The following is a 15,025-nucleotide window of genomic DNA, read 5'->3' as shown; positions in this document are numbered from 1 at the left end:
GTTATCGCATCGAAGCGAAGTCGCGAGCCGCGGGCTCATCGTAGGGGCCGCGCGCGCCTTCGGGGAGGCCGTCAGCCGAGGGCGGCGCGGGCGGCGTCGACCAGGGACGCTCGGTAGGAGGCGCCGAACAGGGCCACGTGCACGAGGAGCGGGTGCAGCTGGTGCAGCGGGACGCGGGACCGCCGGCCGTCCGCCAGCGGCGCCGCCTCGTCGTAGGAGGCCAGAACGGTTTCGAGGTGCGGTGTCCCGAAGAGGGCCATCATGGCCAGGTCCGTCTCGCGGTGCCCGCCGTGGGCGGCCGGGTCGATGAGGAGCGCCCGGCCGTCCGTCCACTGGACGTTGCCGGACCACAGGTCGCCGTGGATCCGGGACGGCGGCTCGGGCGGCCCGGCGAGGTCCTCGATGCCGGCCATGACGCGCTCGATCAGCCGGACGTCGCCGGACGACAGGTGCCGGGCGCCGAGGCGGAGGAACGGTTCGAGGCGGCGTTCGGCGTACCACTGCGGCCAGCCGCGGTCGTCCGGCGTGTTGTCGAGCGGGAGGTCGGCGATGAAGCCGTCCCAGGGCGCGCCGTAGGCGTCCGGGCGGTCGCCGGTGTGCAGTGCGGCCAGCTCGCGGCCGAGCCGTTCGGCGGCCTCCGCGGTCGGGGCGGACGACGGCAGCCACGGCAGGACGAGCATGCGGTCGTCGGCGGCGAGCACGTCCGGGACGGGCGCCGCAGGCCCCGCCTCGCCCAGCCAGCGCAGGCCCGCGGCCTCGGCGGCGAACACTCCGGCCTGGTCGGCGGCCGCCTTGACGAACACCTCGCGGCCGTCGGCCAGGGACGCCCTGTGCAGCGTCCAGGCATGGCTGGAACCGAGGTCGCGCACGCTCGCGACCCCGGTTCCGAGGAGCTCGGCCAGCCGGTCGCGCACTCAGCGCTCCTTGAGCGCGGCGCGGATCTCCTCCAGGAGGCCGGGCATCGCCGCCTCCACCTGCTCCAGGACGAGGTCGAAGTCGGCGCGCCCGCCGTAGTACGGGTCGGGGACGTCGAGGTCGCCGCCGGCGTCCGGGTCGAACTCGCGCAGCAGCCTGATCCGGCCGCGCGCCCCCTCGTCCGGCGCCATCGAGCGCAGCGCCCGCAGATGCCCCTCGTCCAGCGCCAGGATCAGGTCGTACCGGCCGAACCAGGACGGGTCGAACTGCCGCGCGATGTGCGCCGACCGGTACCCGGCCCGCCGCAGCGTCGCGATCGTCCGCTCGTCGGCGTCGTCGCCCGCGTGCCAGCCGCCGGTGCCGGAGCTGTCGACCTCGACGTCCAGCCCCTCCTCCTCGACGTGGTGGCGCAGGACCCATTCGGCCATCGGTGAGCGGCAGATGTTGCCGGTGCAGACGAACGTGACGCGGTACGACATGGCCCCATCATGCCCGAGGTCAGCGCCCTTCAACGATGACGGTGTCCACGCCGGGCCTGCCCAGCATCTCCTTCGCCACCGCGGTGGTGTCCCCGCCGGGGACGAGGGTGACTCTGAACGCATCCGGGATATCGCCGTTCTTCAGCATCCGGCTCACCTCGGGAGAGTTCTTGAAGCGCGTCTCGAAGCGCTCGCGCGCCTCCCGCGTGTTCTCGAACCCGACGGCACGGACCTGCGGGAGCTCCTCCAGGCGGGTCCGGATCGCGCGCTTCTGGACGTCGGTCGCGTCCTTGCGGTCGCAGGACGGGTTCGCCGACGTCTTCAGGCAGAGGAACACCGCGACCTTCGGCCCCGTGGAGCCGGACGGTGAAGGCGCCGTCGACGGAGAGGGCGCCAGGGGCGAGGCGAGCGGGGCGATCCTGCCGTCCGGTGAGAAGGCGCCGCCCAGCGCCGCTCCCCCCGCGACCACGGCTGCGGTCGCGGCCACGGCTGCGGTCGCCAGTACCGGGCGCGGCAGCCTCCGGCGCCGCGTGGTGAACCTCGGCGCCGGGACGTCCGCGGGGCCGACGGTGTCGCCGACGGTCTTCAGCGCGTCCCTGAGACGCTCTTCGGTGGCGTTCATTCCCCGCTCCCCAGAATCCGGCCCAGCGCGGCGATCGCCCGGGACGTGGTCGACTTGACGGTGCCGGGGCTGACCCCCATGGCGTCGGCGATCTCCTCGGCGGACAGGTCGCAGAAGTAGCGCAGCACCAGCGCCTCCCGCTGCCGGGCCGGGAGGCGGTGCAGCGCCTCCATGACCTCGCGCCGCTCCTCCCCGACCATCGCCGCCGCCTCGGCGGACCAGACGGGCGCCTCGTGGACGGTCCGGAACGGCCTCCGGCGCCACCGCAGCGCCGTCCGCGACCCGTTCAGCACCGCCGAGCGGACGTACGTCAGCGCGCGCTCGCGGTCGCGCAGCCGGGGCCAGCGCCGGTACAGGCCCGCGAACGCCTCCTGGACGACGTCCTCGGCCGTCCCGCGGTCGCCGACCATCACCAGGGCGAGGCGCGTCAGCCCGAGCGCATGCCCCCGGTAGAGGTCGGTGACCGCGGCCGTCGCGTCGCCGGGAGTCGCGTCGCCGGGCGTTCCGTCCGCAGGGCCGTCCCGTTCGGCGAGCACCGTTTCACTATCCATGTCCCAGAGACGCCGCCGCGCCCCTCCGGTTGCTTCCGGCGCGGAAACTCCCCAAGAAAGAACACGACCCCCGGCCGGAGCCGGGGGTCGTGCCCTGGGGTGGGTCGAGCGGCGGGATCAGCGGTGGCTGACCGCGTTCAGCGCGTCCACGATGCCGTTGCCGAAGAAGCCGTTCTGCTCCTTGGAGCCCTCGCACGTCTGCGTCGACGTCTGCTTGCCCGCCGACGTGTACCAGACGTACTCGAAGGTCCGCGGGTTCGGGCATTCCTTGGCGGTCGCCGTGCCGCGCAGCACGCGCTCCACGTAGTCCGGGCTGAGGGTGAGGCCGCCCTGGCGGTCCCGGTGCCCGTACTTGCTGACGATCAGCGCGGCGACGCCGACCGCGTGCGGCGACGCCATCGACGTGCCCTGGATCGACTGGTAGTAGGCGCAGTCGTCGCCCTTGCAGCTGCGGATGATGTACGGCACCTTCGGCGTGCCGTCGGCGTTCAGCTCCCCGCGGGCCTTCGCGAGCCGCTCGGGGTAGGCCGCCCAGATGCCGCCCTTGTCGTCCGCACGCTGGTCGGCGTTGTCGACCTTGTCGCCGCCGGGCGCCGCCACGGCGACGTACCCGTTGCCGAAGCTGCTGTAGTACGACTTGCGGGTGGACGGGCCGGTCGCCGAGATCGGGATGACGTGCTCGCCCTCGGACGGCATCGACACGCAGCTCGCCGGGACCGTCCGGTCGTGCGGCGCCTCACCCGGCGTCGACGGGAAGTCGGGGCTGCTGGTGTCCTCGTTGGTCTTGGTGTAGTCGACGAAGTCGTTGCCGGCCGCGGAGATCAGCGTGACGCCGCGGTCGTGCGCGAAGTCCAGCGCGCGCTGCGTCGCCTTGATGATGGTGCGCTGCTCGAGCTGGTCCTCGGGGCTGTCGGCCGGGTTGTTGCCGCAGTTCCACAGCCACGGGTCGACGTAGTAGCTCATGTTGACGACGTCGATGCCGTTCTTGGCCGCGTAGGTCAGGCCGTCCACGGTGGGCTGCAGGAAGAAGTAGCCGGAGTCCTGGCCGACGCGCAGGTTGACGATCGAGACGTTCGGCGCGACGCCCGCCATGCCGAGCCCGTTGCGGGGCGAGGCGATGGTGGACGCGACGTGCGTGCCGTGGTCGTTGTCGTCCCAGTCGACGGGGTCGACGCACGACGCGAACTCGCAGGGGCCGTCGACCTCGTTGCCGTTGGCGTCCGTCGGGATGTCGTGGGTGAAGTTCCGGCTCAGCTTGCGGTTGAAGTTCGGCTTGATGTCCGGGTGGTCGCCGTCCACCCCGGTGTCGAGGACGCCGACCAGCACGCGCTTGTCGCCCGGCTCCTTCTTGTACGAGCCGTTCGCCGTCGCGTGGATCTGCTTCATGTCCCACTGCAGGTCGGCGAGCGGCTCCTCGTTCTTGGACGGGACGCCCGCGAGCGAGACCGTGCTCTTGGAGCCGGTCATCCGCTCGACCTTCGCGGCCTTCTGCTTCTTGGTCTTCGGCGCCTCGCCGATGACCCGGTTGTGCGCGACGCCCTCCAGCGCCCGCTCCTTCATCACCGCGTGGATGAACTCGGGGTTGTCCGAGCGGACGGTCGCGACTCCCACGTCGCGGTTCTCGTGGACGATCTTGCCGCCGGCCTCGCGGACCGCGCGGTGGGCCCAGCCGAGGGGCACGCGCTCCTTGTAGAGGACCACGTACTCCGACACTTCACCCTTCGCCTGCGCTGGTTTCGGTTCCGCTGACGCTGGGACCGCGAGCGCCGCCATGGTGGCGACGGCGCACGCGGCGGAAATCAAGGCTCGCCGCAAAGCTGACCTCCTGGCCGTGGGGGAGCTAGCCCGGGATATGGGGGTAAACCAGGCGAAGGTACGTGTGCGGCAGTTGAGAGTTGCGTACGGTTAAGTAACGAAAGGGTAGATCTCTTGTAAGGGCCCATCGATCAGCCGGTGCGGAGCGCGAGCGTGAGCGACTCGAACGCAATCTGCGGATGGACGTTCGCCGCCACCCGCTCCCGGCACTGCATGATCGCATTCAGACGGCGAACGGTGTCCTCTGGTCGTCCGTTCCGTGCAGCCGTCCGGAGCTCCGGCTCCAGGTCGACGTTGAAGAGGTCATTGCCTGCACCGAGCTGCAGCCTCAACACGTCCCGGTAGTAGGACGCCAGGTCGAGCAACCTCCGGTCGAATGCATCGCGCTCCGAGCGCGTGGCGCGTGACTTCTGCCGCTTCTCCAAGTCTTTCAGCGCGCCGACCGTCCCTCTCGGCATCCGGCCCTTGGCATTCTCGCCCAGCGCATGCCGCAATTCGGAGGTCTCCGCCTCGTCCAGCTCCGTCGTCCGCGCCTTCGCCTCGGCCTTCACCGCCTGGTAGAGCTTCTCTGCCGCAACCACCGCCGACGCAACACCCGTGAGCCTGCGAGGTATCTCGACCACAGCGCCCCGGCGCCGCCATTCCTCGGCGTCGGTCGCAAGACTCCGCGCCCGGCTGATGTGCCCCTGCGACGCTCGCGCCACCACCTCGGCGGTCTCCCTGTCGACACCGTCACGCTGAACGAGGAATTCGGAGATGGCCGCTGTCGGTGGCGTCCGCAGCATCACCTGACGGCAGCGCGAACGAATGGTCACGAGCAGGTCCTCCGGCGATGGCGTGCACAGCAGCCAGATCGTCTGCGGTGCCGGTTCCTCAATGGCCTTCAGCAGCGCGTTGGCCGCCCGCTCCGTCGCCCGTTCGGCCTCCTCGAAGAGCACGATCTGCCACCGCCCACCAGTCGGACGCGACGCCGAACTGAGGACCAACTCTCGTGCTTCGCCTACTCCGAACGACAAGCCCTGGGGGCGCACGACCGCCACATCCGCGTGCGTTCCTTGAAGAACTTGATGGCACGAAGCGCAGTGTCCACACCCGCGCGGCGTTTCCTCGCACTGCAGCGCAGCGGCGAACGAACGCGCGGCAGTCACGCGCCCGGAGCCCGGGGGCCCGGTGAACAGCCACGCGTGCGCCAGGCCGCTCGTCCCCTCGGCGGCCGACGACAACTGCTCGACAACGGGCCCCTGCCCGACCAGGTCGTCCCACACGCTCATGGAATAAAGGCTACGCGGTTGACTTCCTCCCACGGCTAATGCCGGGGGATTCCGACCAGCTCGAAAGCCAGTTGGTGCGGTACCCCTCGCGGGGCCGCTGGTTCCTGCTTCACAGACCGCCCAGCGGCGAGGTCTCCACAGGCTGGCGCCGCATGCCCTGCGGCGCTGAGGATGTTCTTCGCCGCGTTCACATCGGCGTGGTCCCGGTGGCCGCAGGCCGTGCACACGAAGACCGTTTGGCTCTCACGGTTCTTCGCGTCCACGTGCCCGCACCGGTTGCACGTCTGGGACGTGTATGCGGGGTTGACCAGGACCACGCGGGTTCCGGTCGAGCGTGCCGCGTTACGGATGGCCAACTCCAGGCGGTGCCAGCCCTTGTCGAGGATGGCCCGGTTCAGTCCGGCCTTCTGACGGACGTTGCGGCCGGACTCGGCCCTGGTGCCCTTGGCGGAGGCCGTCATGTTCTTCGTGCGGAGGTCTTCCAGCACCACCACGCTGTGGCGGGCGGTGAGCCGGTTCCCGGTCTGCGCCGTGAAGTCGGCGCGCCGGTCGGTGACACGGCCCATGATCCGGTTCATCGCCGCCAGGGTCTTGCGACGGTTCGCCGAGCCCTTCCTCGAGCGGGCGAGGCGCTGCTGAAGGCGCCGGTATCGGGTCTTCTCCCCGCTGGTGGTGAACTCTCGGTCATGGAAGTCGCCGGTGCTCGTGGTCGCCGCGACGACAACGCCCCGGTCGATGCCGACAGGCGTGCCCGCGTGGTGCTCGGGGGTGAGGACTCCGTCCTCGACGAGGAAGGAGATGTACCAGTGCCCGGCCTTGCGTGAAACAGTGGCGGACCGGATCTGGCCACTCGGGTGGCGGGACCAGCGGAAGGCGACCCAGCCCAGCTTGGGCAGCTTCGCGCGGCCCCACTTGCGGTTCAGCCGCTCGACTGTGATGAGGTTCCCAGCTGGGAACCTGAACGAGAGGTTCCAGCGGGCCTTGGAGCGCCAGCGGACCTTGAACGTGCCGTGGGTCCGGCATGCCTTGTCGAGGTCCTTCAGGGTCTGCTGGAGAACGTGCGAGGGGGCGGCGCGCAGCCACTCGTGCTCGCGCTTGGCGTCGGCGAGTTCGGCGGCCTGCGGGACGTAGTTCATCCACGCCCCGCGACGCCGGTACTCCCGACGCTGCTCCAAGGCGGTGTTCCACACCGACCGGCAGATGTTACCGAACTCCTCCGCCATCTCGGCCTGTTCAGCCGTGAGGCAGAGGCGGTACCTGCGACCGGTCAGCACGGGCCCCCTCTCTCAGACGTTCTTCTGGTTCTCGACGTACTTCTTCACGACCTCCAGCGGTGCGCCGCCGACGGTGGCCACGAAGTAGCTATTGGTCCACAGCGTGGGCAGGCGCGACTTCAGCGCAGGAACTCCTCCCGCAGCACGCGGGAGGAACGCCCCTTGATCGCCTTCACGAGCCGGTGCACACCCAATTGCGGGTCGACCTCCACCAGGAGATGAACGTGGTCCGGCTTGACCTCCACCTCGACCAGCCACGCACCCTTCTCGTCCACGACCTCCCGGACGATCTCCTTCAGCCGTGCCTCGATCGGTCCGCCCAGCACGCGGCGCCGGTACTTCGGACACCACACCACGTGAAAGGCGCACTGGAACGTGATGTTGCTGTTCGAGCGCAGGGTGACTGCCACGGAATATCTATACAGCGTTGAGCTATCTAATGACGGGCTGGTACGGGCATCGTCGTGAGGCGGCCATCCCCAGGGCTAAAGCCCGGAGTCTGCGCCGCTACCGAGAACCGATTCAGAAGTCGCGGATGGCCGGGAAGGTGCTCGTCGCGTCCTCGGTTCCGGCCGGGACGGGGTCGGGCAGGATCGCGTGGATGCGGTACTGGATCTCCCGGCTCAGCTCGCTCTGCGGGCGGCTCGCGTCCAGGACGAGGTAGCGGTCCGGGTCGGCCTCGGCGAGGGCGCGGAACCCGGCGCGGACGCGCTCGTGGAAGTCCTGCGGCTCGGACTCGATCCGGTCGGCGGGGGCGGGCAGCCGGCGCAGCCCGGCCTCCGGCGGGATCTCCAGCAGGACGGTGAGGTCCGGGACGAGGCCGCCGGTCGCCCAGGCGTTGACGCGGGCGATGTCCTCGACCGGCTGCTGCCGTCCGAACCCCTGGTAGGCGAGGGACGAGTCGACGTACCGGTCGCTGACGACGATCGCGCCGCGCTCCATCGCCGGACGGATCACGTTGGCGATGTGGTCGGCGCGGTCGGCCGCGTACAGCAGGGTCTCGGCGCGGTCGGACAGCCCGGTCGTGTCGCGGTCGAGCAGCATCGCCCGCAGCCGCATGCCGATCTTGGTGGCGCCGGGCTCGTGCGTGGTGACGACGTCGTAGCCGTGGTCGCGGAGCCAGATCGCGGCGAGCCGCGCCTGCGTGGTCTTGCCCGCGCCCTCGCCGCCCTCGAACGCGATGAACACGCCGCGCTCCCGGCGGACGGGCTGCTGCGCCTCCTCCGCGGCGGCCTGCGGCGGGGTGTAGATCTCGCCGTGCAGGGCGGCGCGCAGGTCGGGGACGAGCGGGATGCCGCGCCGGTCGTCCAGCCGCCGGTATGCGGGCAGCCCGCACACCAGCGCCACGACCGCCGCGATCAGCAGCGCCGCGCCCGACCCGGCGACGTCGTAGACGCCGCCGCCCAGCTCGATCCGGTGCGCGCCGAGCGCCCCGGCGACCAGCGGGAGGGCGATGAGCGCGACGAACGCGGTGACGAGCGCGACGGAGCGCAGGTAGGCGACCGGGCGGGCGTCCTCGGGCGCGTCCGGGTCGGTCACCGCGGCGGTGGCCGTCGACCAGGCGGCCCCCGCGAACACGCCGAGGAACGCCGTCGTGAACACGACGACGACCAGGTTCTGGACGAGGGCCAGCACGACCAGCGCGAGCGCGGCGGCGACCACGGCGAGGCCGAGGAGCCGGCGGCGGCTGAACGGGACGAGGGCGCGCGGCCCGAGGAACATCCCGAAACCGAGCCCGAACGCCAGCCCGGCGAGGACGGTGCCGTAGCCCGCGTCGCCGCCGCCGAGCACGCCGGTGTGGACGCGGGCGACGGCGACGACCGCGCCCGCCGTGAGCGACGCCGCGGCGATCGCGAGGCCGGTGCCGCGCGCGGCGGCCGTCCCCGGGCCCTGGAACAGCAGCTTCAGCGGGGCCGGGGCCGGCGCCGTCGCCGCGACCGGGATCTCCCGGATCATCGCGACAGCGGCGGTCGACAGGGCGAAGATCCCGGCCGTCACGTAGAGGGCGAGGTCGGCGCGGGAGCCGCGGCCGAGCGTCCCGTCGGCGATCAGGGCGAGGACCGCGAACAGCACGGCGGCGACCGGGGCCGGGCCGAACACCGCGCGGGACGCGGTGCGGGCGGCGCGCGGCTCCTCGTTCGGGAGCAGGGCGCGCAGCGACGAGCGCGCCGCCGCCGCCCAGAGCAGGCTCAGGCAGGAGACCAGGAACGCGGCGGCGAGCGTCCAGGCGAGCAGGTCCACGAGCGGCACCGTGACGACGATCACCAGCCGCAGCACGTCCGCGATCATCAGCATGAGGCGGCGGTCGACGCGCGCGGCGAGCGGCCCGGCCAGCGGGGCGAGCAGCACCGCCGGCAGCAGCATCAGCGCCAGCGTGCCGCCGACCGCCTGCAGCCGCACGGACACGTCGTCGTCGCGGGTCAGCATCGCGACCATCGCGGTCAGGGCGGGGACACTGAGCCACTGCGCGAGGCCGGCCAGCGACAGTGCGCTCCGCAACCGCCGGAACGGCCCGCTCCGCGGAGGCGACGAGGGTGACGAAACGCCCGGCGGCTGTGACGCTGCGGGGTGCGGCCGGGGTGCGCCCGTTCTGGTCATGTCGGTCAGGGTATCGGCCTAGATGTCCCTAGGAACCGGACTTCGCGGAGGTTCGACGGCGGGTCGTCGTCTTCTTCTTGCCGCCGCCCGCGGCCACCTTCTCGCGGCGCTCCGCGAGCAGCTCCGCAGCCCGCTGGATCGTGATCGACTCGACCTCGTCGCCCTTGCGCAGGCTCGCGTTCGTCTCACCGTCGGTGACGTACGGGCCGAACCGGCCCTCCTTCACCACGACCGGCTTCTCGCTCGCCGGGTCCTTGCCCAGCTCGCGCAGCGGCGCGGCGGACGCGGCCCGGCGGCCGCGCTGCTTCGGCTGCGCGAACAGCTCCTTCGCCTGCTCCAGCGTGACCGTGAACAGCTCCTCCTCGGAGCCGAGCGAGCGGCTGTCGGTGCCCCGCTTGATGTAGGGGCCGAACCGGCCGTTCTGCGCGGTCACGGGCTCGCCGTCCAGCTCGCCGAGCGTGCGCGGCAGCGACAGCAGCTTCAGCGCGTCGTCCAGCGTGACCGTGTCGAGCGACATCGACTTGAACAGCGAACCGGTGCGCGGCTTGGGGGTGTCGGCCTTCTTCGTCCGCTTCTTCCCCTCGGCGGGCGGCGGCGCCTCCGGCAGGATCTCGGTGACGTAGGGCCCGAACCGGCCCGACTTCGCGACGATCACGTGCCCCGTCGCCGGGTCGGTGCCGAGCTCCCGGTCGCCGGACGGCTGCGCGAGCAGCTCCTCCGCCTTCTCGGCGGTCAGCTCGTCCGGCGCGATGTCGTCGGGGATGTTGACACGCTCGCCGTCCCGGTCGAGGTAGGAGCCGTACCGCCCGACCCGCACCACGATGTCGGAGCCCTTGATCGGGAACGAGCTGATGCCCTTGGCATCGATGTCGCTGATGTCGCCGACGAGCTCCTTCAGCCCCTCCTCGCCGTTGTCGCCGAAGTAGAACCGGTTCAGCCAGGGGACGCGCTCGGCGTCGCCGCGGGCGATCTCGTCGAGACCGTCCTCCATGTGGGCGGTGAAGTCGTAGTCGACCAGGTTGCCGAAGTGCTGCTCCAGCAGGTTCACCACGGCGAACGCCAGGAACGACGGGACGAGCGCCGTGCCCTTCTTGAACACGTACTCGCGGGCCAGGATCGTCCCGATGATCGAGGCGTACGTCGACGGCCGCCCGATCTCCCGCTCCTCCAGCTCCTTGACCAGGCTGGCCTCGGTGTAGCGGGCCGGCGGGCGGGTCGAGTGGCCCTCGGCGTCCACCGCGGTCGCGGTCAGCGGGTCGCCCTCGGCCAGGTTCGGCAGCCGCCGCTCCTGGTCGTCCCGGTCGGTGGACGGGTCGTCGGCGCTCTCCACGTACGCCTTCAGGAACCCGTAGAACGTGATCGTCTTACCGGTCGCGCCGAACTCGGCCCGCTCGTTCCGCGTCGACGTCCCGGTCACCCGGATCGACACCGACTGGCCCAGCGCGTCCTTCATCTGGGACGCGATCGTCCGCTTCCAGATCAGCTCGTACAGCCGGAACTGGTCGCCGCTGAGGCCCGTCTCCGCCGGGGTGCGGAAGGTGTCGCCCGCCGGGCGGATCGCCTCGTGCGCCTCCTGCGCGTTCTTGACCTTGGACGCGTAGACGCGCGGCTTGTCCGGGACGTACTGGCCGCCGAACAGCGCCGCCGCCTGCCGGCGCGCCGCCGTGATCGCCGTCTCCGACAGCGTGATCGAGTCGGTGCGCATGTAGGTGATGAAGCCGTTCTCGTACAGCTTCTGCGCGACCGACATCGTGTACTTCGCGGAGAAGTTCAGCTTGCGGCTGGCCTCCTGCTGGAGGGTCGTCGTCCGAAAGGGAGGGTACGGGCGCCGCGTGTACGGCTTCTGCTCGACGGACTTGACCTCGTACGGACGGTCGCGGAGCCGCTCGGCCAGGGCCCGCGCCGCGTCCTCGTCCAGGTGCAGCGCGTCCCTGGTCTTCAGCGTGCCGTCGGAGGCGAAGTCGCGGCCCTGCGCGACGCGCTTGCCGTCCACGCTGACCAGCCCGGCCTTGAAGACCTTGGGCTCCTCGTCCTTGCCGGTGTCGAACTGGCCCGCGATGTCCCAGTAGTGGGCGGGGACGAACGCGATCCGCTCCCGCTCCCGCTCGACGACCAGCCGCGTCGCCACCGACTGGACGCGGCCCGCCGACAACTTCGGCATGACCTTCTTCCACAGGACGGGGCTGACCTCGTACCCGTAGAGGCGGTCGAGGACGCGGCGCGTCTCCTGCGCGTTCACCAGCGGCATGTTCAGCTCGCGCGGATTCGCGGCGGCGCGCTGGATCGCGTCCTTGGTGATCTCGTTGAAGACCATCCGGTGCACGGGGACCTTCGGCTTCAGGACCTCCTGGAGGTGCCAGGCGATCGCCTCGCCCTCCCGGTCCTCGTCCGTCGCGAGGTAGAGCTCGTCGGCCTCGGCGAGCAGCTTCTTGAGCTTCTGCACCTGCTGGCGCTTGTCGGTGTTGACCACGTAGAGCGGCTCGAACTCGCGCTCCACGTTCACGCCGAGCTTCGCCCACGGCTCGCCCTTGTACTTGGCCGGCACCTCGGAGGCGCTCCCCGGGAGGTCCCGGATGTGGCCGATACTGGACTCCACGACGTAGCCGCGGCCCAGGTACCCCGCGATCGTCTTCGCCTTCGCGGGCGACTCGACGATCACCAGGCGCGTACCCGCGCCGTTGCCCTTCGCGGTGCCGTTCTTGGCTGGCACAGTCGCTCCAACCTCGCTGTCTCGATCCTCTTACACAGGCTCTTTCTTACCGGCTTCGTACAACGTCGCAGGACGGCGCGTTCATGCCCGCGCACACCTCGACCATCGCGCCGCCCCACGGAAGACGGGATTCTCACCGCCCCGCGCCCCAGACAGGATGACATGCCGCCGGGCGCCGCGCGGACCGGGACGCCACCGAAGGGTGCCGTACGCACGGTAGACCAAGTAATAATGGTCGCAATGGCGGAGTACACCTACCTCGTCCTGTCACTGCCCCGCGGCACCACGCGTGATACCGCCCGGCAGATCCTGACCGAGCACGCGGAACGCGGCGGCTGGGAAATCGATCGGTTGCGCCTCTACCCGGACGGCCGCCGCCGTATTCAGCTCCGCCGCAAGGTCATCCGCGCCGTCCGCACGTTCTGACCGGTTCCCGGGCGGAGCGTAGCACCCCGCTGACGTACCGTGGCACGGCTTCCGGCCCACCGTGGCACGGCTTCGCCCGCCCCGGACCGCGCCTCCGGGACGGGCGAAGATCTACCGGGCCCCGCCGCTCAGCGGCGCCCGTCCAGCCGGACCCGCCGCGCCAGCGTCAGCGCCCCGGCCAGCACACCCAGGAACCCGCTCGCGGCGAACGCCCACAGCGACCCGGCCCCGTCCGAGACGGTCTCCTTGGCCGCCACGTTGCGCACCGGCCCGATCTCACCCGTCGCCGGGACGACCTCGTGCCCCGTCGCCGGCGTGGCGGGCACCACCACGTGCCGCGGCGACCGCAGCGCGTCGACGGCCCGCAGCCCGATCGGCCTCCGCACGACGCCACCACCCGGCAGCGCCCGCGTGTCGAGCACCGAAACCGCAACGGGCGCCCCACCCTGCCGAGCCGCACCCCGCGACCCCGCCGGCACCAGCCCGCCGGTGCCGGGCAGCCCGCCGCTCAGCGCGGACACACCGCCCAGCTTGGACAGCGTGTTCCCCGAGACCAGGCCATCGGCACCGGGCAGACCACCCTTCGCACGCTGCCCGCTCACCGCCGACACACCGTCCAGCCCCGGCACCGTGCCCGCCGGGAGCAAGCCGTTGGTCCCGGGCAGGCCATCGTGAACGTCCAGCGCGGACACCCCGTCCAGCCCCGGCACCGTGTTCGCCGCGACCAGACCGTCCGTACTGGGCAGGCTGCTCTTCGCACGCTGGCCGCTCACCGCCGACACACCGTCCAGCTTCGGCAGCGTGCCCGCCGGGATGAGGCCGTCGGTGTCGGGCAGGCCGTCGCGTGTGCGTTGGGCGTTCAGCCCCGGCGGCGTGGTTGTCGGGAGGGCGGCGGTTGGGAGGAGGCCGTCCGTTCCGTGTGCGGTGGAGAGGTTGTTCAGGGCCAGGCCCTTGGACAGGCCGTTCGCCGGGAGGATGCCGTGCGCGGCGGACAGGTCCGCGGGGACGCGGCGGCCGTTCAGGGCGGAGGTGGCGTCCAGCTTCGGGAGCGTGTTCGGCGCCACGACGTCGTCGGTGCCGGGGAGGCCGGCCTGCGCGCGGTGGCCGGCCATGGGCAGACCCGCCAGCGTGGACAGGCCGCCCGTGCGGACCAGGTCATCCGTCGCGGCGAGGCCCTGCACCGTGGAGAGGGCTCCGCTTCCGGGCAGCGCGTTGTTCGCCACCACGTCGTCCGTCGCGGACGTGATGCCGTCCGTGGTGGTGAGGTCGCCGTGGGCGGTGCGGCCGTTCACCGGCTGCGCGGCCAGGAGGTTGGTCAGGCCGCCGACCTGGGCGAGATCGCCTGCTGTGGAGACGCCGTCCAACTGGGGCAGCGTGTTCTGCGGGAGGGCGGTGTCCGTGGCGGGCAGGTCGGTCGCCGCTCCGGGGACGGCCTGCGGCAGCTGGGTACCGGCCGTGCGGTAGTAGCCGTCGTAGCCGCCGTAACCGGGGACGTCCTCGCACAGGCCGGAGGCGGTGCCGACGATCGCGGCGCCGTTGCCGCAGACCTCGACGGGGATGGAGATCGGCGCGTTCCCCTGGGTCCCGGTGATGACGCCGCCCGTCCCGGACGCGTGCTGGTCGCCGCCGGTGCCGTCGCCGTGCGCGTGGGCGCCGCCCTCGCAGAACGCCCACGCCTCGCCGACCACGCCCGCCGCGTTGCCGCAGACCGTCACCGGGAGGCTGATCGGGGCGTTCACCTGGTCGCCGGTGATGATCCCGAAGGCGCCTTCGGTGGTCTGGTCCGTCCCGTGGCCGCCGTCGTGGACGGACGCGCCGCCCGCGCAGGACGCCGTCCCGCTGCCGACCGCGTTGCCGCACAGGTCCACGGGCGCGCTGATCGGGAGGTTGCCCTGGTTGCCGGAGCCGATCCCGAAGATTCCGGACGCCTGCCGGCCCGCCCCGGTGTTTCCGGCGTGCTTGACGACGGACCCGCCCTCGCAGCCGGCAACCGCGTCCCCGGCGATCGCGACGGCGTTGCCGCACACGTCCACCGGGATGGAGATCGGGGCGTTGACCTGGTTGCCGGACGCGATGCCGTGCGTGCCCGAGGTCTTCTGGCCGCTCTGACCGCGCTTGTGGATCGTGACGCCGCCGTGGGACGTGGCGTCGCCGGTGCCGAGCACGGCGACGGCGTTGCCGCTGACGTCGACGGGCGCCGCGATCGGCGCGTCGATCTGGTTGCCGCTCAGGACGCCGCCGTTGCCGCTCGTGACGTCGGCGAAGGCGTTGGACGGGATGGCGGTGACGCCGAGGGCGACAAAGCCCGCGGCGAGCACCGCGGCACGAGACGTGCCTTTTGCCCGCGTTCGCATGATGCTCCGT

General features: G+C 71.7%; 11 protein-coding genes and 1 pseudogene. 1 reads left to right on the top strand and 11 read right to left on the bottom strand.

Annotated elements, in window-relative coordinates; translation table 11 throughout:
- Positions 1-71: 71 nt before the first annotated feature.
- The 10 genes and pseudogenes from ABFX46_RS13845 to topA form a co-directional block, all read right to left on the bottom strand.
- A complete protein-coding gene (locus ABFX46_RS13845) occupies positions 72-914 on the bottom strand; it encodes a fructosamine kinase family protein (protein ID WP_346042395.1) in 843 nt (280 codons plus the stop codon).
- Positions 915-1,394 (bottom strand): low molecular weight protein-tyrosine-phosphatase, encoded by a 480-nt coding sequence (locus tag ABFX46_RS13840; protein WP_346042394.1) that lies wholly within the window; start codon positions 1,392-1,394, stop codon positions 915-917.
- A gap of 19 nt (positions 1,395-1,413) precedes the next feature.
- Complete coding sequence (locus ABFX46_RS13835) at positions 1,414-2,016, bottom strand: permease-like cell division protein FtsX (RefSeq protein ID WP_346042393.1); 603 nt, start codon at positions 2,014-2,016, stop codon at positions 1,414-1,416.
- Positions 2,013-2,567, bottom strand: a complete 555-nt coding sequence (locus ABFX46_RS13830) for a SigE family RNA polymerase sigma factor (protein ID WP_346042392.1) — start codon at positions 2,565-2,567, stop codon at positions 2,013-2,015. Before ABFX46_RS13830 ends, ABFX46_RS13835 begins: the two co-directional genes overlap by 4 nt.
- 117 nt (positions 2,568-2,684) lie before the next feature.
- On the bottom strand, positions 2,685-4,280 hold the full coding sequence (locus ABFX46_RS13825; RefSeq protein WP_346042390.1) for a S8 family peptidase: 1,596 nt from the start codon (positions 4,278-4,280) through the stop codon (positions 2,685-2,687).
- 233 nt (positions 4,281-4,513) lie between these two features.
- Positions 4,514-5,653: a DNA polymerase III subunit delta' gene (locus ABFX46_RS13820; RefSeq protein WP_346042389.1), complete on the bottom strand. Its 1,140-nt coding sequence runs from the start codon at positions 5,651-5,653 to the stop codon at positions 4,514-4,516.
- Positions 5,654-5,688: 35 nt separating this feature from the next.
- Complete coding sequence (locus ABFX46_RS13815) at positions 5,689-6,927, bottom strand: RNA-guided endonuclease InsQ/TnpB family protein (RefSeq protein ID WP_346042388.1); 1,239 nt, start codon at positions 6,925-6,927, stop codon at positions 5,689-5,691.
- A 12-nt stretch (positions 6,928-6,939) separates the two neighbouring features.
- Positions 6,940-7,337, bottom strand: a pseudogene (tnpA, locus tag ABFX46_RS13810) (IS200/IS605 family transposase).
- 112 nt (positions 7,338-7,449) lie between these two features.
- Positions 7,450-9,426 carry a dTMP kinase gene (tmk, locus tag ABFX46_RS13805; protein ID WP_346042386.1) on the bottom strand — a complete coding sequence of 659 codons (1,977 nt, stop codon included), beginning with the start codon at positions 9,424-9,426 and terminating at the stop codon, positions 7,450-7,452.
- A 127-nt stretch (positions 9,427-9,553) separates the two neighbouring features.
- Positions 9,554-12,235: a type I DNA topoisomerase gene (topA, locus tag ABFX46_RS13800; RefSeq protein ID WP_346042384.1), complete on the bottom strand. Its 2,682-nt coding sequence runs from the start codon at positions 12,233-12,235 to the stop codon at positions 9,554-9,556.
- 240 nt (positions 12,236-12,475) lie between these two features.
- Between topA and ABFX46_RS13795 the strand changes: the two genes are divergently transcribed.
- Entirely contained in the window at positions 12,476-12,661 is a 186-nt protein-coding gene (locus tag ABFX46_RS13795; protein WP_021596264.1) for a DUF5703 family protein, read from the top strand.
- Positions 12,662-12,789: 128 nt separating this feature from the next.
- Here the strand turns inward: ABFX46_RS13795 and ABFX46_RS13790 are convergent, their stop codons facing one another.
- Complete coding sequence (locus tag ABFX46_RS13790) at positions 12,790-15,015, bottom strand: chaplin family protein (protein WP_346042382.1); 2,226 nt, start codon at positions 15,013-15,015, stop codon at positions 12,790-12,792.
- Positions 15,016-15,025: the final 10 nt, after the last annotated feature.

Source organism: Actinomadura chokoriensis, from assembly GCF_039529475.1.
GTDB classification, from domain to species: domain Bacteria; phylum Actinomycetota; class Actinomycetes; order Streptosporangiales; family Streptosporangiaceae; genus Spirillospora; species Spirillospora bangladeshensis.
The sequence above is the reverse complement of the archived record's forward strand: the minus strand, read 5'-3'. Positions and strand labels throughout refer to the sequence as shown.

Coding starts and splice junctions, on each gene's coding strand:
- ABFX46_RS13840 (WP_346042394.1), bottom strand. CDS start 1,394: ATGTCGTACCGCGTCACGTTCGTCTGCACCGGCAACATCTGCCGCTCA.
- ABFX46_RS13835 (WP_346042393.1), bottom strand. CDS start 2,016: ATGAACGCCACCGAAGAGCGTCTCAGGGACGCGCTGAAGACCGTCGGC.
- ABFX46_RS13830 (WP_346042392.1), bottom strand. CDS start 2,567: ATGGATAGTGAAACGGTGCTCGCCGAACGGGACGGCCCTGCGGACGGA.
- ABFX46_RS13820 (WP_346042389.1), bottom strand. CDS start 5,653: ATGAGCGTGTGGGACGACCTGGTCGGGCAGGGGCCCGTTGTCGAGCAG.
- ABFX46_RS13795 (WP_021596264.1), top strand. CDS start 12,476: ATGGCGGAGTACACCTACCTCGTCCTGTCACTGCCCCGCGGCACCACG.
- ABFX46_RS13790 (WP_346042382.1), bottom strand. CDS start 15,015: ATGCGAACGCGGGCAAAAGGCACGTCTCGTGCCGCGGTGCTCGCCGCG.